Consider the following 25,578-nt stretch of genomic DNA (forward strand, 5'->3'; position numbering starts at 1 on the left):
GTTAAGGCACACTAGAGACAACCACAATAATGGAGTGCAGAAATGAAACGTTCCTTTTATGTACCGGTATTGGCTGCCATTCTCTCCACGCAGGCAATGACGGCTCTGGCGATCGACAGCGGTCGCTATTCCATCATTTCCCGCCATAGCGGGCTGGCCCTGGAAGTCCGGAATGGCAGCTCTGACGATGGCGCCAATGTTGTCCAGTGGGAGTATAACGGCACCGAAAACCAGCAATTTGACGTAGAGAATCTTGGCAACGGTTTCCACACCATCCGCCCCGTGCACAGCGGCAAGTCCCTGGATGTATGGGAGTGGAGCAGCGACCCGGGCGGCGAAATCCGCCAGTGGCAGTACACCGGTAACTACAACCAGCAGTGGGCCATCGACAATGCCGGTGGCGGCTATCACACCATAAGTTCACGGCACAGTGGTCTGCCGCTGGACGTGTGGATGTGGAGCACCTCCAACGGTGGCGATATCCGTCAGTGGCGGGCAACCGGCGCTGTAAACCAGCAGTGGCAGTTCCGTCCGGTTGGCGACGGCGATGATGGCGGTTCCGGATCCGATCCCGGTAACCCGACCGATCCGACCGTCAAGGGCTCAACCTGTCAGTCCACCGGCAGCCAGTTTGTGCGCGAGACCATCGTGGTGAATGGTGGCACCTATGACGGCCAGTGTCGCACCTTCAACCCAAGCTCCGCGTTGGGCGACGGAAGCCAGAGCGAGGGGCAGGATCCGGTCTTCCGCCTGGAAAATGGCGCTACCCTGAAGAACGTCATTATCGGCCAGAACGGTGCTGACGGCATTCACGTCTACAATGGCGGTACCCTGGAAAACATCCGGTGGACTGACGTGGGTGAAGACGCGATGACGGTGAAGTCGGAAGGCAACGTGATCCTGCGTAATATTGAGGGCTATAACGGCTCGGACAAGTTCCTGCAGGCGAATGCGGCCAGTAACATCACCGTGTCCAACTGTGTGGTGGACAACATGGGCAAGTTCCTGCGCCAGAACGGTGGCACCACGTTTGAGGTCAATATCACTGTCGATAACTGTGATATCTCCAATATGAGCGAGGGCATTTTCCGTACCGACAGTTCCCGTTCCACCGCGCACATCTCCAACAGCCGACTGCGCAATGCGGGCCGGGTGTGCATTGGTAACTGGGCGAGCTGCACCAGCTCCAACCTGTCCAGCTTCTGAAGTGTAATGGAAAACCGAAGTACCAGAGGCCGGGCCTGTGCCCGGCCTCGCAGTTTGCCGTCAGTCCAGCTGCTCGATACGGTAGCCGCGCTCTTCCAGCAGCGCCAGAATGCCGTCTTCACCCACCAGATGCAGGGCGCCGAACAGAACCAGTTCCACATCCGCTGTTTCCAGCAGGTGCTCAATTTCCGGTATCCAGTTACGGTTCCTGTCCAACAGCAGGGTGTCGTATAGTTCCGGGAACTGGTCCACCCAGGGTTCAAGCCCGACGGCTTCGAGTTGCTCCATATCGCCCTGTCGCCAGCCTTCCCTGAGAACATGCATGTACTCGGGCAGTTTTTTGACTTCCATGATGGATTGTCGGATCAGCTCGTCTTCATGGCCCTTGCCCATATTGACCAGGAACTCGATCTGCTCATCCGCCGATTCCAGGTAGCCCAGTTTTTTGTTGTCTTCCAGCGCCTGTCGCCAGAAGAACTCATCCACACCGGCTTCGGTAAAGCCCAGATGTTGCAGCTCCAGCACCGTCAGGGTGACTGACAGCATGCCGGCCTTGAAGCGGAACAGGGAGGGCGGGGGAATGCCCCGTTGCTCCAGGTGGTTTCTGAGCAGCTTCACCGTGTCATCCGACAGATCCTGGATAATGCTGCCATCCCCGGAATAGGTGGTCTGCAGCAGGATCTTTCGCTGGAATTCAGGGGACCTTACTACGGCCATGTCGGTTTCCAGAACCACCATGTCGGCCTTGTTGTAGGCACTCTGGAATGCCCGGGGCAGGGGGAAATCCGCCTTGTTCAGAATATGAATGGTACCGCCGAGGTACAGATGGTTGCCGTCCCCGCTGACCTTCCAGACAGACGTCTCGGCGTGGGAGGCAACAGGGGCCAGACACAGTAACAACAGGACAACCCTACCAATCCATTGGATGTTCATGGTCATTCGGTCTCCGGGGGCGTTTGTGGTTTTACCAGGTCGTAAATGCGAAATGCGAAAACGGTATAGAGAGCGCCGAACAGTGCAACCAGCACATTCAGTACGCTGGACGTTGCCCAGTACAACGGGCTGTCCGGGCTCGAGATGTACTCCAGTAGAATGTAGGGAGCATAAAGGGCGACCGTGAACAGGATGAACCCGCCTGCCAGGTACCACATATATTCCCGGGTCAGTTGCCAGCTCTTGCTGATGGCGGTTACCGGATCATTGCCACCGAGGAGTACTTCGAACTCTGAAAAGGCCAGTCGTGCACCAAGGATAATTCCCGGCACGATCAGCAGGGAAAGGCCGAACATCACGGCGACTGTGATCATTACCGTCACCAGCAGATAGCGGCTCCAGTTCGCCCACGCCATTCGCCATGCGGTGTTGTTGTCGATGGGCTCACGCCTCAGCACAGAGACAATGAAGAAAACCAGGCCGCCGGCATAAATGGGATAGATCATGAGCCCGATAATCATCAGTATCAGCTGGTCTGCAAGAGCATATCCATCACTGGCGATGAGGTGCTGATAAAGGGCTGAAAATATCTCAAAGGGTATGATGATGGGCAGGATAATCGCGGCAATGGCGGAGAAGTGATTCCTGAAAAATATAAAGCTGTCCGATAGCAGTGTACTGAACATCCGGGGTCCTGTTTTTGAAGTGTGTATCGCTGAAGGATCGGGCGAGCCTGAGGCTACAGACTATAGCATGACCCGGGTGCGGGGCGCCGCCATGTCCGGACGGAGGTAAGACGAGTTGGCCGGGCTCATCCATTCGCTGGTTCGATGCCCGGCCCTGCTCAATCAGCGACGGTTACGAGGGCAGTTTTGCATAGGCATGACCACCATCCACGGCGATGGTGTCGCCGACCACATAGTCCCCCGCACGGGATGCGAGGTAAATGGCGGCACCGGCCATATCCTCGTCAGTACCAACCCGGCCCAGGGGCGTTTTCCTGGCAACTTCGTCGGCCTCGTCCCGGGCCGTGCGGTTCATTTCGGAGGGGAAGGGCCCCGGAGCGATGCCGGATACCACGATACGGTCCTCAACCAGCTTTGCTGCAATACGGCGGGTCAGGAAGATCAGGCCGGACTTGGAGGCGTGGTAGGAATAGGTTTCCAGCGGGTTCAGGCGAATGCCGTCAATGGAGCAGATATTGATCACTTTGGCCGGCTGGTGGTCCGAAGCACCTGCTTTCAGCATGCCGTGCAGGGCCTGGGTCAGGAAGAACGGTGATTTCAGGTTCAGGTCCATCACCTTGTCCCAGCCGTGCTCGGGAAACTCGTCAAAATCCGCACCCCAGGCCGCGCCAGCGTTGTTTACCAGGATGTCCAGATGATCTTCCCGGGACTTGAGTTCCTCGGTCAGGGCCTTGCAGCCATCCACGGTGGACAGATCCATGGGGAGGGAAATACAGCGACCGTTGCCCTGTGACAATTCCTCGGCGGCGGCATCACACTGGTCCGCCTTGCGGGAGGAGATATAGACCTTGGCGCCCTGGGCGATAAAACCGGCGGCAATCATCTTGCCGATACCGCGGGAACCGCCGGTGACCAGTGCGGTGCGGCCTTCGAGGGAAAAGAGGTTTTCAAACATCGTTCATGCTCCGGAAATTGTCATTATAAGGGTAGGTAACCGGTGTAAGGCGACCGCCTGAGTGACCTCGATGCGGTGTTACCCCGGCGAAGTACCGGCCCATTCTGACTTTTTCCGGGCATGCTGAAAAGGTTACGTTGGAAACGATCGGCTTCCGGTCGTCCAGAGGCGGCTCAGGTGAATGTGGTATTGCCGGGGCCAGGTCATGGGCGTCACCGTCTGACCCGCGGTGCTACACGGGAAGGTGCCCGGTCTTGACCCAGATAACCGTCTCCTGTTCCACGAACGGGTGATGCTGGCTCAGGTGGGGGCTGCGCAGCCAGGTGCCGGCCGGGTAGCGGCCGTGCTCGTCCCGGAACTCACCGGACAGCACAAATATTTCCTCGCCACCAAAGTGGCGATGGGGCTGGAAATGCTCGCCGGCTGGCCACTTCACCAGGGCCACGTGTTCGTGCTCGAAGTCGTGGAGCGGCATGACCTGCAGGCCACCCTGACCTGGCAGCCAGGGCGCAGTCAGGGTATCAACCCGCACGGCTTTCCGGTCCCGGGGATCGAACTGGTGCAGCTTGACCAGCAGGGTGCAGCCTTCGCGGGAGAAAGGAGCATGCCCACTTCCGGGTGGGTTGCGCAGGTAGGTGCCGGCCGGGTAGTCGCCGGTTTCGTCGGAGAATACACCGTCCAGTACCAGTATTTCCTCACCCAGAGGGTGCTCGTGGCGGCTGAAGTTCGCACCGGGTTCGTAGCGCACCACCGAGGTGGCGTGTCCGCGCTCCGCCTCTTGCCGGGCAAGTGGCTTGCGCAGAACGCCGCCGGACGGGCTTGGCACCCAGTCCTGGTGGTTGGTGTTAACAACCACCCGTTCCTGGAAATTCATGTTGAGCATGTCGGCCTCCGGTAGGTAGCTGGTCTGTATGACGTTGGCACTGGTGTCCCGTCTGGCTTATTCCTTAACCTACGAAGCTTCAGATGCTTCGGTATCAGTTGGAGGTCTCACTTTCCTGCCGGCCATGGGCCTGGTCAGTAAGCTCCTCGGTATCCACGCGCACAAATACGGAATCCGCCACCACAGTCAGCACATCCGCTGCCCAGACTTCGCAGATAACCCGGCTCTTGCGGCCAACATCACCTTCAACCCGGGCCTTGAGGGTAAGTTCCACGCCCATGGGCGTTGGCTTGAGATAGGTGAGGTTGAGCTTGCCGGTTACGCAGTCAATACGGGGCAGGGTGCCGGGGTCGCGCTTTTCAGTCCGGTAGTGCCAGGCCATGGCAGTCCAGTTGGAGTGACAGTCCACCAGCATGGCTAGCAGGCCTCCGTAGACCAGCTTTGGCCAACCGGTGTACTCCGGGGCAGGCGTGTGTCTGGCCACGACATGGTTGCCATCTTCTGACCAGTAGCTTTTCAGCTGCAAGCCGGTGGGGTGAACGCTGCCACAGCCGAAGCAGATCCCGTCCGGGCTGGCCAGGTCCTGCAGTGCGGCGGGGGTATCGGTCATTATCGTTATCCTTTTGTTCGTCTCTTAGAACGGGATAGCATAACCTGATACCCAAAGTGAATCGAGCGGTCGCTCGGTTTTTGCGGGAATATTTAAGGCATACTAGGCCGGCTGGCTACTCGCCGCCTGTGCCCGGGCAGCCCGCGCCTCATGCAGCTTGTTGTAACTCTCCAGCAACCGCTGGTGCCGGTCCAGGCCATCCAGCTGCATGTTGGTGGGTGTCAGCCCCTGGAAGCGCACGCTGCCATCCACGGAACCCACAACGGCGTCCATGGTGTCGTCGCCGAACATGCGTCGCAGGTTAACGATGAAGTCGTCCAGCTCCAGTTCATCGTCCAGCACGATTTCCAGTACCGCGTTGACAGCCTGGTAGTAGAGGTTGCGCTCAACGGTGTTGTCGTTGAACTGCAGAAAGGCATCCACGGTGTCCAGGGCTTCCTCATGCTGTTGCAGCGCCAGGTAGATCATCAGTTTCAGCTCGAGGATGGTGAGCTGACCCCAGATGGTGTTCTCATCGAACTCCACACCGATCAGGTTGATGATCTTCATGTAGTTGTCCAGCTGGCTCTCTTCCAGGCGCTCCACCAGGTCGGCGAGCCGGTCATCGTCCAGCCGGTGAATGTTGAGGATGTCCTCCCGGTAGTCCAGGGCCATGTTGGTGTTGTCCCAGACCAGGTCTTCCACCGGGTAGACCTCGGAGTAGCCCGGCACCAGAATGCGGCAGACCGGCGCGCCCAGGTCTTCATGGACGGCCATGTATACCTCGTTGCCGAGGTCTTCCAGGATACCGAACAGCCGGTCTGCTTCCTCCTGGTTGGTGCCGGAGAAGTCCCAGTGGCTGAACCCGTAGTCGGACCGGGCACTGAAGAAGCGCCAGGACACCACGCCGGTGGAATCGATGAAGTGTTCCACGTAGTTGTTGGGCTCGGTCACCGCCAGGCTGTTGAAGGTGGGTGCTGGCATGTCGTTCAGGCCTTCAAAGCTGCGGCCCTGCATCAACTCGGTCAGGCTGCGCTCCAGCGCCACCTGGAAGCTGGGGTGGGCGCCGAAAGAGGCAAATACACCGCCGGTTTTCGGGTTCATCAGGGTCACGCACATGACCGGGTACTGGCCGCCCAGTGAGGCGTCCTTTACCAGAATGGGGAAGCCCTGCTTCTCCAGTGCCTGCACCCCTTCCAGGATGTGGGGGTACTGCTCCAGCACGGACAGGGGCACATCCGGCAGGGCGATTTCCTCTTCGATGATCTGCTTCTTCACCGCCCGCTCGAAGATTTCCGACAGACACTGGACCTGGGCTTCCTGCAGGGTGTTGCCGGCACTCATACCGTTGCTGAGGAAGAGGTTCTCGATGAGGTTGGAGGGGAAATACACCACCTGATCGTCCGACCGGCGCACAAAGGGCAGGGCGCAGATACCCCGGTCCACCCGACCGGAGTTGGTATCAATCAGGTTGGAGCCCTGCAGTTCACTATCCGGGTTGTAGATGGCCAGGCAGCGCTCGTCCAGGATGCCCTCCGGCAGTTCGTCGTCAGGCCCGGGCTTGAACCATTTTTCGTCCGGGTAGTGGACAAACTCCCGGTTGGCGATGTCTTCGCCGAAGAACTGGTCGTTGTAAAAGAAATTACAGCTCAGCCGCTCGATGAACTCACCCAGGGCGGAACACAGGGCACTTTCCTTGGTGGAACCCTTGCCGTTGGTAAAGCACATGGGGGAGGAGGCATCCCGCACGTGCAATGACCACACATGGGGCACAATGTTGCGCCAGGAGGAAATCTCGATCTTCATGCCGAGGTCCGCCAGGATGCCGGTCATGTTGGCAATGGTCTGCTCCAGCGGAAGGTCCTTGCCTTCAATATAGGTACGGTGCTGCTCGTCCGGCTCGATTGTCAGCAGGGCCTGGGCGTCTTCAGCCAGGTTGTCGACGGGTTCAATGTCGAAGGTGGGGCCGGTTTGCACCACCTTTTTAACGGTGCAGCGGTCGATGGAGCGCAGGATACCCTGGCGGTGTTTCTCGGGCAGGTCTTCCGGCAATTCCACCTGGATCTTGAAGATCTGGTTGTAGCGGTTCTCCGGGTCGACGATGTTGTTCTGGGACAGACGGATATTGTCAGTGGGAATGTCCCGTGCCAGGCAGTAGACCCTTACGAAATAGGCCGCACACAGTGCCGACGAAGCCAGGAAGTAGTCAAACGGGCTGGGGGCGGAGCCATCGCCCTTGTAGCGAATGGGCTGGTCGGTGACGACGGTGAAGTCGTCAAACTTTGCTTCCAGGCGGAGGTTGTCGAGAAAGTTGACGTTGATTTCCATGGCGAGACTACCCGGATTGGAGAATGTGACGGGCCAGAAGCCTGCGGTAGTAAAGGTGCAGAGGCTCCCTGGGGCTCAAGGCTCGCCATTATCCAGTTTTTGGACCGTGTCGTCTCGGTCGTAGGGCAGAAAATCACCAGAGGCTGCCCGGAGTCCGACGCCATCAGTCGGCGGTGGACTCCCCGGCGGGCTCAGCCTTGTCTATGGCCGGCAGCACCAACACCGGGCATTGGGCATTGACCGTCACATACTCCACGGTGGCCCGGCGAAGTGGCCAGTGGCCGGTGCTGCCCCGCGAGACCAGCAGAATCAGGTCAGTGTTCAACTGACTGGCCAGTGCCACCAGTTTTTCGCCCGCATTACCGGCAACCACATGCAGGGTGGCGTCGCAGTTCATGGGCAGATACTTGCGGGCGAGCAGGTCCAGGGATTGGCGAACCTCCGCCTCTTTCTCTTCCGGTGCCTGTTCACTGACATGGGGAAAGAAGCCACCCCCCTCGGGGTGGTACACGCTGGCCAGGTGCAGCTCACCCTCCGGGTCAACCAGGTCCGACCCGGTTTCCAGCGCCCGCTTGCCCTCACCGTCGTCCTCCGGGTCAATGGCGATCAGAAGTTTCCGGTACATAGTCATTCTCCTGTGAGTCATCGGACGGGGCTTCCACTTCCGGCAGGGCCTGGCCACGAACCAGTTCCCCCATGCTGTAGCCCCGGTAATCGGCTCGCAGTGCCCGATAGAGCGACACCGCCATGAACACGAGCAGTATGCAGAATGGCAGCCCGAGGGACGTGATGACATTCTGCAGCGCATCCAGCCCGCCGGCCAGCAGCAGGGTGGCGGCGATAACCCCCTGCGCGGCGGCCCAGAAGATGCGCTGGCGAACGAGTGACGGCTGGTCATCCCGGCGGGTCAGCATGTCGATCACCAGCGAAGCGGAGTCGGACGAGGTGGTAAAGAAGATCACAATAATGACCACGCTCAGGGCCGATGCCAGACCCGCAAGCGGGAAGGTGTCCAGGAAGGCGAAGATGGCCACCGATGGATCCTGCTGCACCTGCTGCGCCAGATCCACCTGACCGTTCATTTCCACGTGTATCGCAGAAAGACCGAACACCCCGAACCAGATAAGGGTAAACGTGGTCGGGGCGAGCAGAACACCTGCCACAAACTCTCGAATGGTCCGGCCACGGGAGATCCGGGCGATGAAGATGCCGACGTAGGGCGCCCAGGAAATGGTCCACGCCCAGTAGAACAGGGTCCACTGGCGTTGCCAGTCTGACTCGCTGAAGGTCTGGGTCCAGAACGCCAGCCAGGGCAGGGCATGCAGATAGTCTCCGACACTCTGCACCATGCCCTCGGCGATGAACACCGACGGTCCTGCCACGGCCACGAAAGCAATCAGCGCGATGGCCAGGATGATATTGATCTGGGACAGCCGCCGAACGCCCTTGTCCAGGCCCAGGGCCACCGAGGTTGCCGCAATACCGCTGATGGTGGTGATCAGGGCAACCTGCACCAGACCGACGGACGGGATGCCGAACAGGTAGGACAGGCCACTGTTCAGCTGCAGAGTGCCCAGGCCCAGGGAGGTGGCCACGCCGAACAGGGTGCCCAATACCGCGACAATATCAACAGCCCAGCCCCACGGGTCAAACGCCCGGTCACCAAGAATGGGGTAGAACAGGCTGCTGATGCGCATGGGCAGGTTGTGGCGGTAGGCGAAGTAGCCGATCGCCAGTCCGGGCAGGGCAAAGATGGTCCAGGTGTGCAGGCCAAAATGATAAAGGGCCAGCGTCATGGCATCACTGGCCGCTTTTTCACTTCCCGCCGCGACACCGCTGAATGGCGGTTTTGAAAGATGCGACACCGGCTCGGCCACGCCCCAGAACATCAGAATGGTGCCTATGCCGGCGGCAAAGAGCATGGTGAACCAGGTGAGGTTGGAATAATCGGGTCGGCTGTCGTCGGCCCCCAGCCGGATGGAACCGAAGCGGCTGATGGCAAGCGAAATCAGAAACACCAGCAAACCGCTGACAGACAGGATATAGAACCAGCCCAGGTGATGGGCGACCCATCCGGTGAGTTGGCCAAAGCTGTCCGCCACCTGTTGATCAAACGGAACCGCCAGCATAACGAACACAGTGGCAATGCCAGCGGATGTAAAGAAAACCGCCGGAATGGTTTGTAATCCAAGTCGGCGCTGGAGCCGTTCGAGCACGCTAGCCTCCGGGTATCAAGCGGTGAAAACCTCTGCACGGTAACATAGCCGGGCTGGTTCGACGCCTTCCGTGGGTTATTGAGTCACGGTGATGGGCAGGTTGATGGTGCCCATCACGGCATCCGCCTCCGGCTCGTTGAACAGGCGACAGCTGCGGCTCAGCACCAGCTGAGCCGCGTTTTCCTCTTGCAGGGCGCGAATGATTTCCTCTGCTCCGGTCATGGGCAGGCATCTGACCCTGGCGATGATGCCAGTCTGCTCCAGGTAGGAGCGAAGGTCATCCGTTACCGGGCGCTCATCGTCGGAACCGGTTCTCACCAGCATCGTTAGCGGCTGCTGATAACGCCGGGCCAGATCTGCTCCCACGTCAGCGGCCCGATGATTGGCGCCCTGGTCATGGTTGAGTAGCACCACGACCCGGCCATGGGCGCGCGGTCGGTTGTCACACCACAAAAGGACCTCCCCGGGGGCGCGGCGAACCAGCGCCCGGGCTGTGGAGCCGAGCATCATGCCGGGGCTGGCGGACCAGCCCGCCCGCCCCAGGATCAGCAGATCTTCGGGCCGGGCGAGGTTCAGTACTTCACCGACCACATGCCCGCGGCACAGCTTCAGGGCCTGGCGAATGCCGCGGTCCAGCATGACCTGCTCCAGGGCCATGCCGGCCCGGCGGGCCAGCGACTGCATCCGCGCTTCGATACGGGATGTGTCCAGAGGGCGAATCTGGCCGGAACTGGCCCCCACTTCCCGGGCAAACAGGTATCCCCCGCTGCGAAGCAGGTTGGTTTCCTCAACAAAGATACCTAGCACGTCCGCACCCCGGGCGTCGGCAATGTCTGCAGCTGCCGTCAGTGCTGAACGGCTGAGCGGAGATCCGTCCAGCAATACCAGCACACGGCCGCCGGAACCCTGTTGATCAGTGGCCATGGTCCTTATCTCCTTTGCCGTTCTCTCCCTCGTCATCCTGTTTGTGGGCAACGCTGGCGAAGGCGGCGAGGCGGTCTGCCACCCGTCGGTTAAAGCTGCCTTCGGGAAACTCGCCGTCGGCGTTTGCAAGGCCAGGTTCCAGCCCGGTCATCAACTCGATGGCCTGGTCAATATGGGTCACCGGATAGATGCTGAAGCGACCTGCCCGTATTGCCTGCCGCACCTCCTCGTTCAGCATCAGGTGTTCCACATTGCTGGCGGGTAGCAGCACGCCCTGGCCGTTGACTTCTCCGGACTGCCTGCAGACGTTGAAGAAGCCTTCGATCTTCTCGTTAACCCCGCCCACCGCCTGAACCTCGCCATGCTGGTTCATGGAGCCGGTGACCGCCAGGGACTGTGTCAGGGGGGCGCCGGCAATGGCGGACAACAACACGCAGGTTTCAGCGACCGAGGCGGAGTCTCCCTCCACGCCGCCGTAGGACTGTTCGAACGCCAGGCTGGCAGACAGCGACAGTTCCGCCATGGGGGCATAGCGGTTGGCCAGGAAGCGGGACAGGATCATCACCGCCTTGCTGTGGATCGGACCGCCGAGTTTTACCTCCCGCTCGATATCCACCACCTGGCCCTTACCGGGGCGGGCAGTGGCGGTGATGCGGGAGGGCTGGCCGAACATCATGGCGCCCAGCCTGAGCACCGACAGGCCGTTGACCTGACCGACCTGCTGCCCCTGCACCGCAATCATCACCACGCCCCGGCGTATCTGTTCCAGGCTGCGTTCCCGCACCCGGCTGGCCCGGTGCTCCCGTTCATCAATGGCCTGCTGGATGTGAACAGCTTCAATCCGGTCACTGTTGGCCTGAGCGGCCCAGTGGCCCGCCTCGCTTAACAGGTCCTTGAGTACCCGGTCATGGGCCGTGAGTTTCTGCTGGTCGTTGGCCAGCCGGCTGGCGTGCTCGATCAGCCGGGCGACGGCGCCCCGGTCCATTACACGGGTGCCCGCCGACCGGGCGATAGTGGCGATCATCCGGGCGTAAAGCCGGTAGCTGTCGCCGTCCCGGTCAATATCGTCCTCGAAATCCGCCTCCACCTTGAACAAGTCCAGGAAGTCCGGGTCGTAGTGGGACAGCAGGTAGTACAACATCCGGTCGCCCAGCAGCACGACCTTGACCGATACAGGTACCGGTTCGGGTTGCAGACTGACGGTGCTGACCAGGCCATAGAGCCGTTCCAGGGACTCGATGCGGATTTCCCCCGAGAACAACACGCGCTTGAGGCTTTCCCAGGCCATGGGGTGCGACAGGATGCGGCGCGCGTCCACGATCAGGTAGCCACCGTTGGCCTGGTGCAGGGAACCGCCACGAATCAGGGTGAAATCGGTGTACAGGTTGCCCTGGTGGGCCCGGTGTTCTATCTGGCCCACCAGGTGCTGGTGGTTGGGCAGGTCCTCGTAGATCACCGGGGCGCCCGTTGTGTCCGCATTGTTCACCAGCAGGTTGACGCGGTAGCGGTTGAGGAGGCCAGTGGGGGAACTGTTGCTGTCCTGAAAGACTTCCGCGTGTTCCACCACGTCCTGCTTTACCGCGTCCAGATGGCTGATGACATCGGGCAGGTGGGCCCATATATCACGGAGTTCACTGAAAGGGCTGCCGACGGTCAGCTCTACCATTTCCTCGTTCAGGGCATGGATTCGTTCCCGCAACTCCTTGCGCAGCCGCGGAACCTGCTGGATGGTCTGTTGCAGCTTCCTCTGGAGATCCTCCACCTTGGATTCGATAAGTTCCTTTTCGTCGTCCGACAGCTCGGTGTATTGCTCGGGGTCGATCACCTCGCCATCGCGCATGGGGGCAAAGGTGAAGCCGGCCGGCGTTGTGAGCATGGCGATATTGCTCTGGTTCGCCTCTTCCTGAACCCTGAACAGACCCTCATGCTGGCGCCTGGCCAGCTCCTCCTGCAGCTCCTGCAGGCGGGTCTGATATTCCTCACTCTCGAAGGTGGCCGGAATGGCCGTTTTCAGCTCGCCGGCCAGCTCGTGCATGTCATCCCGGAAGTGGACGCCCTCACCAGCCGGCAGGGCAATGGCGTGGGGCTTGTCCGTGTTCTGGAAGTTGTGTACATGACACCAGTCTGAAGGAACCGGCTGGCCCGCCGAGTAGTCTTCCAGGAATCGTTCCACCAGCTCATTCTTGCCTGCACCGGATGGCCCCAGCACAAACAGGTTGAAGCCCTTCGCGCCCATGCTGGCGCCGAATTCCAGGGCCCTTAGTACCCGCTCCTGCCCCGGGGGCTGGTCAAGGTCCTGCAGCGTGTCGGTAGTGTCAAAATCGAGTGCTTCTGGTGGGCAGCGGCGGTAAACCTGATCTTCCGTCAGCGCGGCGGGTAACGTCATCCGGTCCTCCAGCATGGTCCATGTGGCAATGATTATGCGTGTTCCTCAACCCAAGGGTAGACCAGTCGTGCGAACCCCGGGTTGTCTGGAATCAATTACCCATGACGATGATGAGCAACATCAAACTTCGCGGGTCTGAAGTGGGTAAGTTTCCGGAAATGTGGTAAAAGAGCCTGTTCGTAATGCCCCCTCAAAATGGAATGCAGTTGCAGGAGTAAGGACCATGTTTCTCGAAGGATACGCTGTCTCACCAAAACCACTGGCCAGGGCCATTCGTGTCGGATTGCTGGCGGGTGGTGCGGCCGGTCTGGCCATTCTGGCGGGCTGTACGGGCCAGGGCGATCGCTTTGTGTCGGCCGATGAGGCCAACATCGGCGACGCGATCAAGGGCGAGTTGATGTCTGGCAGCGAGATCAATCTCAAGGATGGTTCTCGCCAGGGCCGCCACTGGGTGTGTGGTGATGGCCATGAGGCCGGGGTGCTTTACCGGTTGAACGCCCCGTTCCTTGGAGACATTTCGCTCTATGACACCGAAGGCAACTGGCTGGGCAACACCCACTCCACCCTGGAATCACAGGCCAGTCTGCTGCTCAGCGGCGGTCAGGCGTGCTACCTGGTGGTGGTCAGTGGCAGTAACCTGAAGGACTTCGGTCCCTATTCCCTGGAACCCCAGACCGCACCGGTCGCAGAAACGCTGGGCGACGGCGTCACCGTATCCGGGGTAGTGGCGGAAGAGGAGGTGGTGTATCCGTTTACAGTGGATGCGCCCTCCAGTGTGTCCCTGCGGCTGTCCGGCGGGGGCAGGGCCGGTCTGTCCCTGAGGGGGGAGGCGGAATCCGCCAGGCCCTCGCTCTGCGGCGACGACCAGCAGGTTATGACGGCCTACCTCCCGGCCGGGGAATACGAGGCCGTACTCACCCCGGGCGGCCAGAAAAAGCTTCCGGTTGATGACCAGTGTGACGATACCTTTGCCAGCACCGGCAACGGGTACCGCCTGTCGCTTGACCTCTCTGGTCTCGCGACGGGCGAGCGCAACGCTGGCCCCTTGCGTAGCGGCGACCAGATTACCGGTACGCTGGCAGAGCCCTTTGCCACAAACGAATACACCCTTGCCGTTGAAGAGCCAACCCGCATCACTCTGGCAGTGTCGTCCGGTGAATTCGACGCCGTGCTGACGGTCCGTGGAGGTGATACCAATATCGAAGTCGACGACACCGATGGCAACACCGATCCACGGCTGGATACGCTGCTGATGCCCGGCGATTACCGGATAAAGGTGTCGGGGTTCGAGGCCGAATATGGTGCTTACGCCATTGACGTCGAAACCACCGCCTTTGACGGGGAGTTCCGTAATAGCGGAGACCTCACCTCGGGCGAGCAGCTGCACGGGATGGCCGATGGCGTGGCAACCAATGCCTACACCCTCACGCTGGACCAGCCCACGGATGTGACTATCGGGCTCTCGTCGTCGGTGTTTGACACCCTGCTGACGCTGCAGGGCGAGGGTGTTTCTCTGACCGACGATGATGGCGGTGGCGGCACGGATTCACGCCTCAACACGGTTCTTGGGCCAGGGGAGTATCTTGTCGAGGTCTCCAGCTACGCCGGCCCGGCGTCGGGGCCGTTCCTGCTTGAAACCAGCACCAGCCCCTATGAGGGAGCGATCAGGCAGGGCTGTGATGAAGGCCAGAGTGGCACCTGCGCGATCGAATCTGACGCGACGGTTTACGATGAACTCAGCGAGGATGCCCGGCAGTATGAGTTCGTCCTGGAGGAGCCGGAGCAGGTAGTTGTCAGTATGAGCTCAACCGCCTTTGATACGCTGCTGAGCCTGGAAGGCTTGGGCATCAGCCTGGAGGATGACGACGGCGGCGGCCAGACCAATTCCCGGATCACCACCGCCCTGCAACCTGGAACTTACCGGATAACCGCCGACAGCTATGAGGGTACAGGCCCGTTTACCCTGCGGCTGGAATCCGATCCGCTGCAGCAGTGACCTGACGTGGTGGTGAGGCCTGCGCCAGCAGGTCCGCCGATCAGCGCCGGGCCGGGCCCAGTACCGACCCTTGTTTACCACTAGTGTGACATTCTATCAGGGCATTATATTGAAAGCCCGGCAACAGGAGGAGCGCTCTAACCCTTATTGAGAGACTTGCGCATGAGGTACCGGAGCAGGTGATTGCCACGTATGGTTTCACGCTGCTCCTCGATCGCCTTGAAGCCATGGCTTTCGAAGAACGGCCGTGCGACCACGCTGGCTTCGGTATAAAGCTCGCTCACGCCATGTGTAGTGAGATTTTGCTCGGCCTCCCGGTACAGGGACGAGGCAATGCCCTGCCGGGCATAGTTGGGGGCGGTGAAGATCAGGTCAATATGGCCATCGTGATCGTAGGAAATAAAGCCCGCAAGCTCATCTCCATCTTCGGCCACGAGGGTTTCCAGGGATTCCAGCCGTTGCTGCCAGGAGTCAAGGTGCGGCATGCGTGAGGCCCAGGCATAGCGTTGGGTTTCGTCATAGGCCGTTGCGGTCAACTCGTGGACTGATTCGGTGAACACGCGAACCAGCGGACTGAGATCCTGAATCTGATATTTACGGATACGGATATTATTGTCGAGCGGCATTGGCGATTCCATGGGGTATGTTACTGGTGAACACAGTACGACAAAACAGCCCCGTGGCAAACCGGGAATTCCATTACAAACTGGCAGGGTGGCCCCCTGACGGTGCAGGCTGGTACAGGGATTTCCGGGTCCCGGTATGCCTGATGGTCAGTTTTTAGCCACGCTTGATGGTGAACGACAACGAGCATCAGCGGCCCTGACGTTGTCGTGGTCACGCCGTGCTATTACACGGTTCATAGAATGGTGTCCGCCGTGGGGGAGGAAGGCTTAAGTGCCTGATGGCGTTCCAGAGTGTCGCTGCCGCAGAAGAAAAGCGCCTCGTTAATCGGAATCATAAAGCTGGATCCAGTCCAGACGGTATTGGAAAGCGAAACGAGGACACTTCCCGTTTTCTTGAAAATGTAGTGATTTAGGAAGATATACCTACAAAAAAATCGTAAATGTTATGAAAAAGCATCGAACCTTTTTCTATGGGGAGCGTCATATTCAATGTGTACGGGTAATTTTACGCCCATTCAAAGAGAGGTAGTTATGAACGCAAAATCCCTGATCACCGTTACGCTTATCGGTTCCATGGTTTTTGGTGGCGCTTCACTTGCCGTTGCCGGTTCTGGCAAAGGTAAAGGAGGGCAGGCTGCAGACGCTCCCGCGTCAGCGGTCATCGACCCGAGCCTTACCGAACTCGAAATCAGCGATCTCCGTTATATGAGGGAGGAGGAAAAGCTGGCACGGGACGTATATCTGACTCTCGACGGGCAATGGGGAGCTCAGACCCAGGTTTTTGCAAGGATCGCCCTTTCCGAGGAAACCCACACATCAACCGTCGATTACCTGCTCGACAAGTTTGGCGTTGAGGATCCCGTCGTTAACGAAACCATCGGCGTATTCACCAATCAGGAACTGCAGGCCCTTTATAACGAACTGGTGGCGAAGGGCAAGTCGTCCTTCATTAACGCGCTTTACGTAGGCGCACTGATCGAAGAGAAGGACATGCGAGACATCCTCGCGGCGATTAACCAGACTGACGAACGCCCCATTATCATTGCCTACTCCAACCTCCTGGATGGCTCCAAGAGCCACCTGAGGGCCTTTGTCAGGGTGATCGAAACCCAGGGCCTGACCTACGAGGCTCAACTCCTGGATCCGGAAGAAGTCCGGTTGATCCTTGAAGATGAAAGTGCTGTTAAAGAGTAATCCTCCCTGAAAACGGCAAGGGTAGCCTTTTGGGCTGCCCTTCTTCCGTTCGCCTGCCGGTGTCGCTAGCCCGGGACGGGAAAACGTCAGGCGTTCCGCTTTATGAAACGGTATCACCAGCGTTGCTGCTGAGCACGGCGAGTGTTCTCTGCACATGCTCAGCGGTTTCAGCACCCAAGGGTGTGAGATAACCACCATCCTTCTGGGTAATCAGGCCCTTCCGGTGCAACCGTTCCGCTGCGGCCACCATCGCAGGTTCCGCGGAATGCCGGTGTACCTTGATGCCTTCCTGGGACGACGAATCGTCGAACAGGGCAAGCAGGTTAAGTTCGCTGAGCTGATCCTGGGAAAACGGCATGGCAAGTTCCTGTGTTGTTTTGGTTTCATTGTCCAAAGCATGGCGGAGCAGCGGTTGCGGCTGCCCGCCCGCTGTTTCCTGTTCAGAGCCCGAGGGCACCCCGGCGAAGCCAGTTGTGGACAAACGCCAGTTTATTACGGGCATGTTCCGAAAGCACGAACGGGTAGAGATCCGACAGTCCCATGGAGCGGTTGATATGATTGACACTCACGGTAAGTGCGGCCGCAATATCGACCAGCCGCCGGGCATCGGGCTCTGTATAGGGGTTCCACTCGGGGCCGGGGATCTGTCGGGATGACAGGCCGGTGGCCACGAAGCTGTCGGCGATGTCGGTCAGGTGCAGCAGGTGCGCCGCCGTTTCCGCCCAGTCCTCATGAGGATGCGCAGAGGCATAGCTGGTCAGATAATACTGCCTCCACTCCCCTGGCGGGCCGTTTTCGTAGTGGTACTGAAGCGCGGCCGGGTAGTCAATGCGTTCATCGCCGAACATGGCTCGGAAGGCGTCAAGAAAGTCATCCCGCAGGCTTAGCCGCCACCAGATCATGTGGGCGATCTCGTGACGCATGTGGCCGATCATGGTTCGATAGGGCTCCTGCAGAGCCTCTCGGCGAGTGGTCAGGAGGATGGGGTCGACTTCGGCAACGCTGATGGTCACCACGCCTTGCGCATGCCCCATGGGTACCGGAGTAGGGCCCTCGGCCAGCAGGTGGAACACCGGGCGTGTGCCGGGGTCTTCCGGACGGAACCAGTGCCAGCGACCCAGATTATCCAGCACCCAGCGCTTGGCGGCCTCGGTCTGGGCCCAGTTGGGAATGGCATTGGGAATCGAGGGGTCGGGTGCCAGCGCGGTCATGGCACAGGACCGGCAAAAGGCACCCTGTTCCGGCGCTATCCAGTTGCAACCGATTCTTTCCCGGTTGGCACAGAAGGGCGGCATGGGTACAAAGGCCCGCGCCTGGGGGTCATAGGCGACAGGCGTGCCGTCGGCTGTGGCCAGGTTATCGAACCAGAGGGAGCCGGCACCGACCGGATTGGAGAAAACTCGCATTGTGGGGGGGGCTCCGTTTATGGCTTTGACTAACCATAGTGGAGCACACTCCCGCCTGTCCGCAAGCGGCCGGCGCAAAAGAGCGGCGCCGGGATACTAGACGGCCATACCCAGGTTCCGCAGGTAGTCGTCGTAGCTACCACTGAAATCAGTGACCCCGTCCTCAGACAATTCGATGATACGTGTCGCCAGGCTGGAAACGAACGCCCGGTCATGGCTGACGAAGATCAGCGTGCCGGGGTAATGCTCCAGCGCCAGGTTCAGGGCCTCAATGGATTCCATATCCAGATGGTTGGTGGGCTCGTCCATGACCAGCACGTTGGGTTTTTGCAGGATCAGTTTGCCAAACAGCATGCGCCCCTGCTCCCCACCGGAGATCACCCGCACCGACTTGGCAATGTCGTCGCCCGAGAACAGCATGCGCCCCAGGGTACCGCGAACCACCTGCTCGCCGCCGTCCGTCCATTGCGACATCCAGTCGTACAGGTTGTCGTCACTGTCAAAGTCGTCGCCGTGTTCCTGGGCGAAATAGCCCACCTCAGCGGCATCCGCCCACTTGACCGTTCCGCTGCGGGGTTCCAGGTTATTCACCAGGGTGCGCAGCAGTGTGGTCTTGCCGATGCCGTTGGGTCCGATAATGGCAACGCGTTCACCGGCTTCAATCTGAAGGTTGAGGTTGCGGAACAGATCCGCGTCGTCAAAACCCTGACTGACCTTGTCCGCAATCACCGCCTGGCGGTGCAGCTTGCGATGCTGTTCGAAACGGATGAAGGGGCTCATGCGGCTGGAGGGGCGGACCTCCTCAAGCTGGATCTTGTCGATCTGCCGGGCGCGACTGGTGGCCTGCTTGGCCTTGGACGCGTTGGCGGAAAAGCGGCTGACGAAGGTCTGCAACTCGGCGATCTGGGCCTTCTTCTTGGCATTGTCTGCCTGCACACGCTCCCGGGCCTGGGTGGCGGCGGTCATGTATTCGTCGTAGTTACCTGTGAACTGCCGAAGTTCGCCATAGTCCAGGTCGGCCATATGGGTGCACACGCTGTTCAGGAAGTGCCGGTCGTGGGAGATAATGATGATCGTGCTGTCCCGTGCGATCAGCATCTGCTCAAGCCAGCCGATGGTGTTGATATCCAGATGGTTGGTTGGCTCATCGAGCAGCAGCACATCGGGGTCGGAAAACAGTGCCTGGGCCAGCAACACCCGCAGTTTCCAGCCCGGCGCGATTTCGCTCATCGGGCCATTGTGCTGCTCCAGCGGAATGCCCAGCCCCAGCAGCAGTTCGCCGGCCCGGGACTCGGCGGTGTAGCCATCCAGCTCGGCATATTCGTTTTCAAGCTCGCCCACGGCCATGCCGTCTTCTTCGGACATCTCGGCCTTGCCGTAGATCCGCTCCCGCTCGGCGTGAACCTGCCACAACCGTTCATGGCCCATGATCACGGTATCCAGCACCGTGTAGTCTTCATAGGCGAACTGGTCCTGGCGCAGTTTGCCCAGGCGAACATCCGGTGACAGCATGACCTGACCACTGCTGGGTTCCAGCTCCCCGCCAAGAATTTTCATGAACGTCGACTTGCCGCTGCCGTTGGCGCCGATCAGGCCATAACGGTTGCCGCCGCCAAATTTGACGGAAACGTTTTCGAACAGGGGCTTAGCCCCGAATTGCATGGTGAGGTTTGCGGTTGCGATCAAAACAGAAAATCCTGGCAGGAAGGGGGATTGGAGCACGCAGGCCCTAGTGTCCCGTCCGGCTAATTCCTTAATCTACTGCTTGCCTCTGAGGACTCTGACCAAGGCGCCAGTCTGCAGGTGTGGTGGTTCCACAGCAAGGACTGGCAACACAGGCTCAGAGTCCTCAGAGGCAAGCCCTTCGGCTTTTCAGAAGCTCAGTAGGTTAAGGAATTAGCCGGACGTGACACCAGCAATACCCGAAAAATTGGGTGCGCAGTATACAGCCTGGCGGGGCTCAGTCATAGGCGGCATGACTGCGCACATATCCTTAGCCGAGGCTCTTGCCGTCGAAGGGTCGCCTCGCGCTGGGTAGCCGCTAGGGTGTTTGCTGCATCGGGGTAGCAGGCGATAGCTACCCGAAGATAGTTACCCGAAAGCGACCGTCCTGGTCTTTGTCACTGTTTCTCTATTCCGTAGATCACGTCTCGAAAAACCTCTCTGACATTATTTTACAATTGCTGATCTGTCAGGAATGTAATGTGTCGCAGCCTCGAAGGCACGACACGGTCCGATGTTTTGACTTTCCGGTTTAGCGACAAAGGAAAATAACAGTGAATGTGGTGATGGATCAGGCTGAAAACATCAACCTGGATAACTGGAGCCTGCCCGGTTATGGCATGCAGCGTCAGAGTTGGGGGGTCCCGCCGAAAGATACCTGGCGGGTTGAGAACAAGTTTCGCCAGACCAACGCCCGGTCGAAAACCAGTACCCTGTTCAAGCGATTCAACGGTCACTATATCGCCGTCCAATCCCATCGCCGCAAGAAGGAACTGCCCGAGCAGATCATCGACCTGACCTTTGTGGAACCTCAACCGAGGGAGGTCAAGGATTACCGCTATACCCTCTGGTTTGTCGCAACCTGTCTTTTGACCATACCCGCAATCGTGTATTCACTGGTTCCGTTCTCTCCACTATGGCTCGGGGTGCCAGTGATCACTGCGCTGATACTGATGGTTGCGGCGGTACGTCTGAGGCGTCACCACTTCGACTTTCTGGCGCTAAACAGTGATGTTGTGCTTTTCCGCGTTGACGCGCTGGCGTCGGATCAGGCGAGGGTTGGCGCCTTTCTTGAAACGGTGTGCGCGGGGATTTCCCTGGGACAACGGGACCTGCCCGAGGGCAAGCAGAGGGTCCCGTTGGCGGTGGCTGAAATGCGCCGGCTGCACAAGGAGGGTGTGATCACCGGCGCGCAGTACGAAATCATCAAGAAGAACTGGTTTGCGCTTTAAGGTGTGATTCTCCGCCTGTTACCGGGCGCTTGAATCGAGCCTGATCCAGGTCACTGATTCTTGTAGAATCCGGCGCTCGCGCGAATGACCCTGTTCATGTCGGGATGGGCTAACCCCTCCTGTTCGCCAAACCCGTCTGCCACTTCTGTATCAAAGCGCGTCGTCTGGATGAAATTCAGTGCTTCCGGGTAGGTATTCATCAGCCGGCTCAGCCCGGGAATCCTCAGGAGCAGGGCGAGCGCAGGGATTGGCAGATACCGCTTTGGCGGGCGCCTGTCCAACACCTCGGCCACCTGTGCCAGCAAGGGCTGGAGTCTCGGTGTCCCCGGGTCCAGCGCCAGTAGTCTGGCCGGCACCTGTGGCAACAGTGCTGCATGGGCCAGCAGTGCGGCCAGATGATCCACCGCTACCAGCGGCAGCCAATGGTCTGGCGAGCCGGGTACCATCGCCAGACGTCCTCGCGCCAGGTTGTCGATCAGCTGGTACAGGGGCTGCGCTGTATCAAGCTCCCCGCTGCGGCTGTGCCCCGCCACCGTCGCTGGCTGCACCTCCACCAGGTCCAGTCCCTGCGTAACCATGGCCCGCACCCGGAAGGCGGATTCCAGCTTGCTGGCTTCATAGGCTCCCGCGCGGTCGTAGACCCGGTCCCACGCTGTTTTATCCGGTTGTGCAAGGTCAATTCCCAGTTTGCTGAGATGAGCGTGGTTTTCCAGCATGAATCCGCTGACGAAAACCAGGCGGCAACCGAGGCGGCGGGCCAGTTCGGCCACAGCCAGGCTGCCGGATACATTGGTCGCGCGAGCCTGCTCCTTGTCCAGCTGCCAGCCAAAGCGAGCTCCCAGGTGAACGATGGCGGTGATTTCCGGTAGCGCCAGGGAAAGCAAGTGCCGGGGCCTGTCCAGGTCTCCGGCCAGTGCCTGCACGAGGCTGCCCTGTCCGCCCAGGGCATCGATTTTCTCACGCAGGGCGGGTAGTTGACCGGCGTCGCGCATCAAGGCCAGTACCGGTTGTTGGTTCGCAGTCAGGCGGGCGCACAGGTGTCGCCCGATAAAGCCAGTGGCTCCGCTGATCAGTATGCTCATCACAAGCTCCTTCTGATTGAGTGAGCTGTGACGATAAGGTATAGAGTAAACTCTAAGGTCAATACCCCGGAGTGGCCAATATGCACATCGCCGAACTGGAACAACGAACCGGCGTCAGCCGGCACACCCTACGCTACTACGAAAAGGCCGGACTGCTGGTGGAAGTCAGGCGGCATGCCAATAACTACCGCGATTATCCGGAACAGGCTGTGGACCGGGTAAACATGGTGCGCCAGCTCAAACACCTGGGGTTTTCGCTCAATGAAATTCGCGACCTGCTCAATGCCGTACGGAACAACCGCATCGACTGTGCACAGGGTGCTGCGCTGATGGCCGAGAAAAGAGCCCTCGTGGCCGCCCGAATCAGCGAACTGCAGAATGTCGAGGTGATGCTGAAACAGGAGCAGGAGCGCCTTGAGGCAAGCGCTGAGGCTCAGCGAAACGCCCTCTGAGCTGGCTTTTCCCTTTAACTTGACGATGGGCTTCCGGAGGCAGGAAGGTACGCCTGATGCGGGCATGTGCAGGATTGTCGTGGATCCGGACCACGCATGCCCTTGCCATGAGCGGCATGCGTGGCCAGTTCGTTAGTGGGGCTTCTCGCCCCGGCAATGTCAGCCCAGCAAGGCGTTCAGGAAGATTCGGGGTACCTTCAGCAGCGAAGGCTTATACTGGAAGCTGGTGAGGAGCTTACCCAGTTTATGCTGTTTGCGGTTGGTGACGAACCACGGTGGCCTTGGCAACAGGGTAACGCCGAAACTCAGCAGGTTTCTGGGAAAGGGCCGGAATGGCGCAGTGACCACGCAGCGCTCGACCTTGTCGAACATATAGGCGTTGTGAACAAAGCCAATGCCACTTTGCACATCGTCCAGCGTATGGCCCGGGAATGCCCCCCAGGGACACTGAGGCATCAGGAAGCCAAGCCCTGTCCAGGCGTTGATGGCGATCGTGCCATAGCGCAGATCCGCAATGATCGACTCGAAGGTCTCCTGTCCTATCTCCTTGATCGTTGAGGGGTGAATGATAATGTTGGCACCAAGCGTGCCATACAGCTCATCATTGGCATAAGCCACCGCCTTGCGCAGGTACTGTTCGGCATTCTCTGCCGCCAGCCGCCGCGTGCTCATGGCCGGGGCAAATACCTCGGTGCTTGCAAACCAGTCAGTGGTATCCCCATCCAGTGGTGCCACCACACAGGCATCCGCGCCGGGGCGCTCAAATTTGAGAACATTGTCGCCTCTGGCGGAGAAGTCCTCCATACGGCCGGTCGCACCGGGATAGTAAAGTGACCGGGAGGGCAGACGGGACATGACCCGCTCGACCTTATCCATCAGGCGGTCAGTCAGCGACCAATTCTCAGGCAGCACCAGCATCTGACAGGAAACGCAGTTGAATCCGGAATTATGCAGCTTCTGGGTGGCAATGTGCTCCGCCTGGAACGCAATGTCCGCCTTGCTCCAGGGGCCGGGCACAACAATGGTGGGGCATACCGCACCCAGTTCGGAGGTTATGCGCCGGGAATTCTTTGGTGTACCCGCCGCCTTGTTGGCGGTCTGCTCGCCTTTCATGCCCCAGACAATGGCGTCGTGAGACAGGGCTGAGCCGGTGATGTGAATTTCCTCGACTTCCGGATGGGTACAAAGGTATTTGCCAACACCAACACCACCGCGAACAATCCTGAGCGCACCACAGCGGATAAGTGGCGCAAACGCTTCTTTCAGGTAGACGTCAAGATACTCATTGACGGGGTTCATCTTCAGCAGAACCACCTGGTGCTCGGTAAAGAGCTTCTGGAAACAGTCCAGTGGCGGGATGGCAGCGATATTACCGGCACCCAGCACGAGACATACCTTGCCTTCCCGCTCCTGCAGCGGCACATCGTGTGCGCTGGCAGTATGGCTGGCCAGGTTCTCGGGGGTAACGCCCGGCTGCATCCAGACATCGGCCTGTACGCCTGATAGCAACAAGCGATCCCAGGCTGAAAGAGGAACGATCTGCGCCACGGTCTGCCCGGTGACGGTTTTACGCGTCGGAATCCTGTTCAGGAACGTTTTCCCCTCAAGACCGGATAAGGTGTCCATTAACAGGTTGCAGGCGCTCATGACCGCGTAGGGGCCAGACATCCATTCCTCTCCGACCAGCGGCGATCCCTTGGGTATCTGTTTCTGACGGGCGGCCTCTTTTGCCCACTCGGGCGCTACCTTATGAAGCCGGTCACGGATCTCGGACAGGATCTCGACCTTTTCGACAGCGGGCATTTGTGCCCACTTGCGGGCGTTCTGTCTGAGTTCGGAGGCGGCGCGATCCAGCGATTTGAATCGCACGTCGGGCATGGCCCGGGTTTCAGCGGTATTCATTATTGTTGTCCTTATTGTTGTTGTGGATAGCCAGAGCGCTGAGGCTTCTGGTTCCAGTGCCCCCGGGGGAGGGGCCTGACACTAATCTATAACATGTAAATACAGGTGTGCAATACAACTGTTTTGTTCATGTCGCAAAGTATGAAAGCAGTAGTATGAGCTATGGCCGCCACCCGGGTTTACCGAGGGCGGGCACGGGCTGTTATCGTCCGGATTGGTGGGGTTTACGATCCCGGTTGGGGGGGTGGCCAGAGGTTGCTAATGACAGCTTTCGTCGGGTCGCTGTAAATATCATTAGGTAATCGTGGGGGAATGGGTTATTGTAGGGACGTAGAAAAGATGTGTTACGAGCTTCAAGAATATGGCGCCTCACTGGTTGTTACTGGTAGTACACCGTCCTGTTTTCGAGTCCTCATAATTTTTTCCGCACACCGCTGACCGGGCATCATTCAGATGTACTGGCGGCAACTCAAAATATTGATTTCAGGATTATTTATATGTCTAACACTACCGGTACGGTCAAGTTCTTCAACGAAGCAAAAGGCTTTGGTTTCATCACTCGTGAAAGCGGCCCGGACGTCTTCGTTCACTTCAGCGCCATCCAGGGCAGCGGCTTCAAGACTCTGGCAGAAGGCCAGCAGGTTGAATTCAGCGTCAGCGACGGCCAGAAAGGCCCTCAGGCGGACAATGTAGTCGCTATCTGATAGCAGACCGCATGACCAGAAAGGCAGCTTCGGCTGCCTTTTTTGTTGGCCCTGTCCCGTCCTGAAATACGTTGTCATCTGGAGAATGAGCAGATGGGCAACGATACTCCCACCCGGAAGAAGCGCACGCAGCGTGATTACAACCTGGGCTTTAAA

At 59.3% G+C, this 25,578-nt stretch carries 22 protein-coding genes; 6 read left to right on the forward strand and 16 right to left on the reverse strand.

Annotation, left to right across the window (positions count from 1 at the left end; all coding sequences use genetic code 11):
• Positions 1 to 42 precede the first annotated feature (42 nt).
• The gene (locus ACFOZ5_RS07365) at positions 43 to 1,206 is read left to right on the forward strand and encodes a pectate lyase (protein WP_379886372.1); all 1,164 of its coding nucleotides are present in this window, start codon (positions 43 to 45) and stop codon (positions 1,204 to 1,206) included.
• A 60-nt stretch (positions 1,207 to 1,266) separates the two neighbouring features.
• Here the strand turns inward: ACFOZ5_RS07365 and ACFOZ5_RS07370 are convergent, their stop codons facing one another.
• The 10 genes from ACFOZ5_RS07370 to ACFOZ5_RS07415 all read right to left on the reverse strand — a co-directional run bounded on the left by ACFOZ5_RS07370 (position 1,267) and on the right by ACFOZ5_RS07415 (position 13,106).
• Positions 1,267 to 2,145 carry a TraB/GumN family protein gene (locus tag ACFOZ5_RS07370; protein ID WP_379886373.1) on the reverse strand — a complete coding sequence of 293 codons (879 nt, stop codon included), beginning with the start codon at positions 2,143 to 2,145 and terminating at the stop codon, positions 1,267 to 1,269.
• Positions 2,142 to 2,825, reverse strand: coding sequence for a hypothetical protein (locus ACFOZ5_RS07375; RefSeq protein ID WP_379886374.1), 684 nt, complete (start codon positions 2,823 to 2,825; stop codon positions 2,142 to 2,144). The genes ACFOZ5_RS07370 and ACFOZ5_RS07375 overlap by 4 nt, the downstream gene beginning before the upstream one ends.
• A 172-nt stretch (positions 2,826 to 2,997) precedes the next feature.
• A complete protein-coding gene (locus ACFOZ5_RS07380) occupies positions 2,998 to 3,780 on the reverse strand; it encodes an SDR family oxidoreductase (RefSeq protein ID WP_379886375.1) in 783 nt (260 codons plus the stop codon).
• A 232-nt stretch (positions 3,781 to 4,012) separates the two neighbouring features.
• The gene (locus tag ACFOZ5_RS07385; RefSeq protein WP_379886376.1) at positions 4,013 to 4,663 is read right to left on the reverse strand and encodes a cupin domain-containing protein; all 651 of its coding nucleotides are present in this window, start codon (positions 4,661 to 4,663) and stop codon (positions 4,013 to 4,015) included.
• A 94-nt stretch (positions 4,664 to 4,757) separates the two neighbouring features.
• Entirely contained in the window at positions 4,758 to 5,273 is a 516-nt protein-coding gene (locus ACFOZ5_RS07390; RefSeq protein ID WP_379886377.1) for a PaaI family thioesterase, read from the reverse strand.
• 102 nt (positions 5,274 to 5,375) lie between these two features.
• On the reverse strand, positions 5,376 to 7,580 hold the full coding sequence (locus ACFOZ5_RS07395) for an OsmC domain/YcaO domain-containing protein (RefSeq protein WP_379886378.1): 2,205 nt from the start codon (positions 7,578 to 7,580) through the stop codon (positions 5,376 to 5,378).
• 163 nt (positions 7,581 to 7,743) lie between these two features.
• Positions 7,744 to 8,205, reverse strand: coding sequence for a universal stress protein (locus ACFOZ5_RS07400; RefSeq protein WP_379886379.1), 462 nt, complete (start codon positions 8,203 to 8,205; stop codon positions 7,744 to 7,746).
• Positions 8,177 to 9,796: a BCCT family transporter gene (locus tag ACFOZ5_RS07405; protein WP_379886380.1), complete on the reverse strand. Its 1,620-nt coding sequence runs from the start codon at positions 9,794 to 9,796 to the stop codon at positions 8,177 to 8,179. Before ACFOZ5_RS07405 ends, ACFOZ5_RS07400 begins: the two co-directional genes overlap by 29 nt.
• 75 nt (positions 9,797 to 9,871) lie before the next feature.
• On the reverse strand, positions 9,872 to 10,720 hold the full coding sequence (locus ACFOZ5_RS07410) for a universal stress protein (RefSeq protein ID WP_379886381.1): 849 nt from the start codon (positions 10,718 to 10,720) through the stop codon (positions 9,872 to 9,874).
• Positions 10,710 to 13,106 (reverse strand): Lon protease family protein, encoded by a 2,397-nt coding sequence (locus tag ACFOZ5_RS07415; RefSeq protein WP_379886382.1) that lies wholly within the window; start codon positions 13,104 to 13,106, stop codon positions 10,710 to 10,712. Before ACFOZ5_RS07415 ends, ACFOZ5_RS07410 begins: the two co-directional genes overlap by 11 nt.
• Before the next feature lie 223 nt (positions 13,107 to 13,329).
• Between ACFOZ5_RS07415 and ACFOZ5_RS07420 the strand changes: the two genes are divergently transcribed.
• On the forward strand, positions 13,330 to 15,102 hold the full coding sequence (locus tag ACFOZ5_RS07420) for a hypothetical protein (RefSeq protein ID WP_379886383.1): 1,773 nt from the start codon (positions 13,330 to 13,332) through the stop codon (positions 15,100 to 15,102).
• Between the two features lie 137 nt (positions 15,103 to 15,239).
• Here the strand turns inward: ACFOZ5_RS07420 and ACFOZ5_RS07425 are convergent, their stop codons facing one another.
• Complete coding sequence (locus tag ACFOZ5_RS07425) at positions 15,240 to 15,728, reverse strand: GNAT family N-acetyltransferase (RefSeq protein ID WP_379886384.1); 489 nt, start codon at positions 15,726 to 15,728, stop codon at positions 15,240 to 15,242.
• A 531-nt stretch (positions 15,729 to 16,259) separates the two neighbouring features.
• On the opposite strand from ACFOZ5_RS07425, the gene ACFOZ5_RS07430 reads away from it, so the two are divergent.
• Entirely contained in the window at positions 16,260 to 16,922 is a 663-nt protein-coding gene (locus ACFOZ5_RS07430) for a DUF2202 domain-containing protein (RefSeq protein WP_379886386.1), read from the forward strand.
• Between the two features lie 100 nt (positions 16,923 to 17,022).
• On the opposite strand, the gene ACFOZ5_RS07435 is transcribed toward ACFOZ5_RS07430, so the two are convergent.
• The 3 genes from ACFOZ5_RS07435 to ACFOZ5_RS07445 all read right to left on the reverse strand — a co-directional run bounded on the left by ACFOZ5_RS07435 (position 17,023) and on the right by ACFOZ5_RS07445 (position 20,014).
• Positions 17,023 to 17,280, reverse strand: a complete 258-nt coding sequence (locus ACFOZ5_RS07435; protein ID WP_379886387.1) for a TIGR02647 family protein — start codon at positions 17,278 to 17,280, stop codon at positions 17,023 to 17,025.
• 82 nt (positions 17,281 to 17,362) lie between these two features.
• Positions 17,363 to 18,328, reverse strand: coding sequence for a zinc-binding metallopeptidase family protein (locus ACFOZ5_RS07440; protein ID WP_379886388.1), 966 nt, complete (start codon positions 18,326 to 18,328; stop codon positions 17,363 to 17,365).
• A gap of 96 nt (positions 18,329 to 18,424) precedes the next feature.
• Complete coding sequence (locus tag ACFOZ5_RS07445) at positions 18,425 to 20,014, reverse strand: ABC-F family ATPase (RefSeq protein WP_379886389.1); 1,590 nt, start codon at positions 20,012 to 20,014, stop codon at positions 18,425 to 18,427.
• 590 nt (positions 20,015 to 20,604) lie between these two features.
• Here ACFOZ5_RS07445 and ACFOZ5_RS07450 point away from each other — a divergent pair.
• Positions 20,605 to 21,282, forward strand: coding sequence for a hypothetical protein (locus tag ACFOZ5_RS07450; RefSeq protein WP_379886390.1), 678 nt, complete (start codon positions 20,605 to 20,607; stop codon positions 21,280 to 21,282).
• A gap of 50 nt (positions 21,283 to 21,332) precedes the next feature.
• Here the strand turns inward: ACFOZ5_RS07450 and ACFOZ5_RS07455 are convergent, their stop codons facing one another.
• Positions 21,333 to 22,364 (reverse strand): SDR family oxidoreductase, encoded by a 1,032-nt coding sequence (locus tag ACFOZ5_RS07455; RefSeq protein WP_379886391.1) that lies wholly within the window; start codon positions 22,362 to 22,364, stop codon positions 21,333 to 21,335.
• Positions 22,365 to 22,444: 80 nt separating this feature from the next.
• On the opposite strand from ACFOZ5_RS07455, the gene ACFOZ5_RS07460 reads away from it, so the two are divergent.
• Positions 22,445 to 22,816 (forward strand): MerR family transcriptional regulator, encoded by a 372-nt coding sequence (locus tag ACFOZ5_RS07460; RefSeq protein ID WP_379886393.1) that lies wholly within the window; start codon positions 22,445 to 22,447, stop codon positions 22,814 to 22,816.
• 159 nt (positions 22,817 to 22,975) lie between these two features.
• On the opposite strand, the gene ACFOZ5_RS07465 is transcribed toward ACFOZ5_RS07460, so the two are convergent.
• Positions 22,976 to 24,718 (reverse strand): aldehyde dehydrogenase family protein, encoded by a 1,743-nt coding sequence (locus ACFOZ5_RS07465; RefSeq protein WP_379886394.1) that lies wholly within the window; start codon positions 24,716 to 24,718, stop codon positions 22,976 to 22,978.
• 497 nt (positions 24,719 to 25,215) lie between these two features.
• Between ACFOZ5_RS07465 and ACFOZ5_RS07470 the strand changes: the two genes are divergently transcribed.
• Positions 25,216 to 25,422, forward strand: coding sequence for a cold-shock protein (locus ACFOZ5_RS07470; RefSeq protein ID WP_379886395.1), 207 nt, complete (start codon positions 25,216 to 25,218; stop codon positions 25,420 to 25,422).
• Positions 25,423 to 25,578 lie beyond the last annotated feature (156 nt).

The organism is Marinobacter lacisalsi, assembly GCF_042651045.1.
Taxonomy (GTDB): Bacteria; Pseudomonadota; Gammaproteobacteria; order Pseudomonadales; family Oleiphilaceae; genus Marinobacter; species Marinobacter lacisalsi.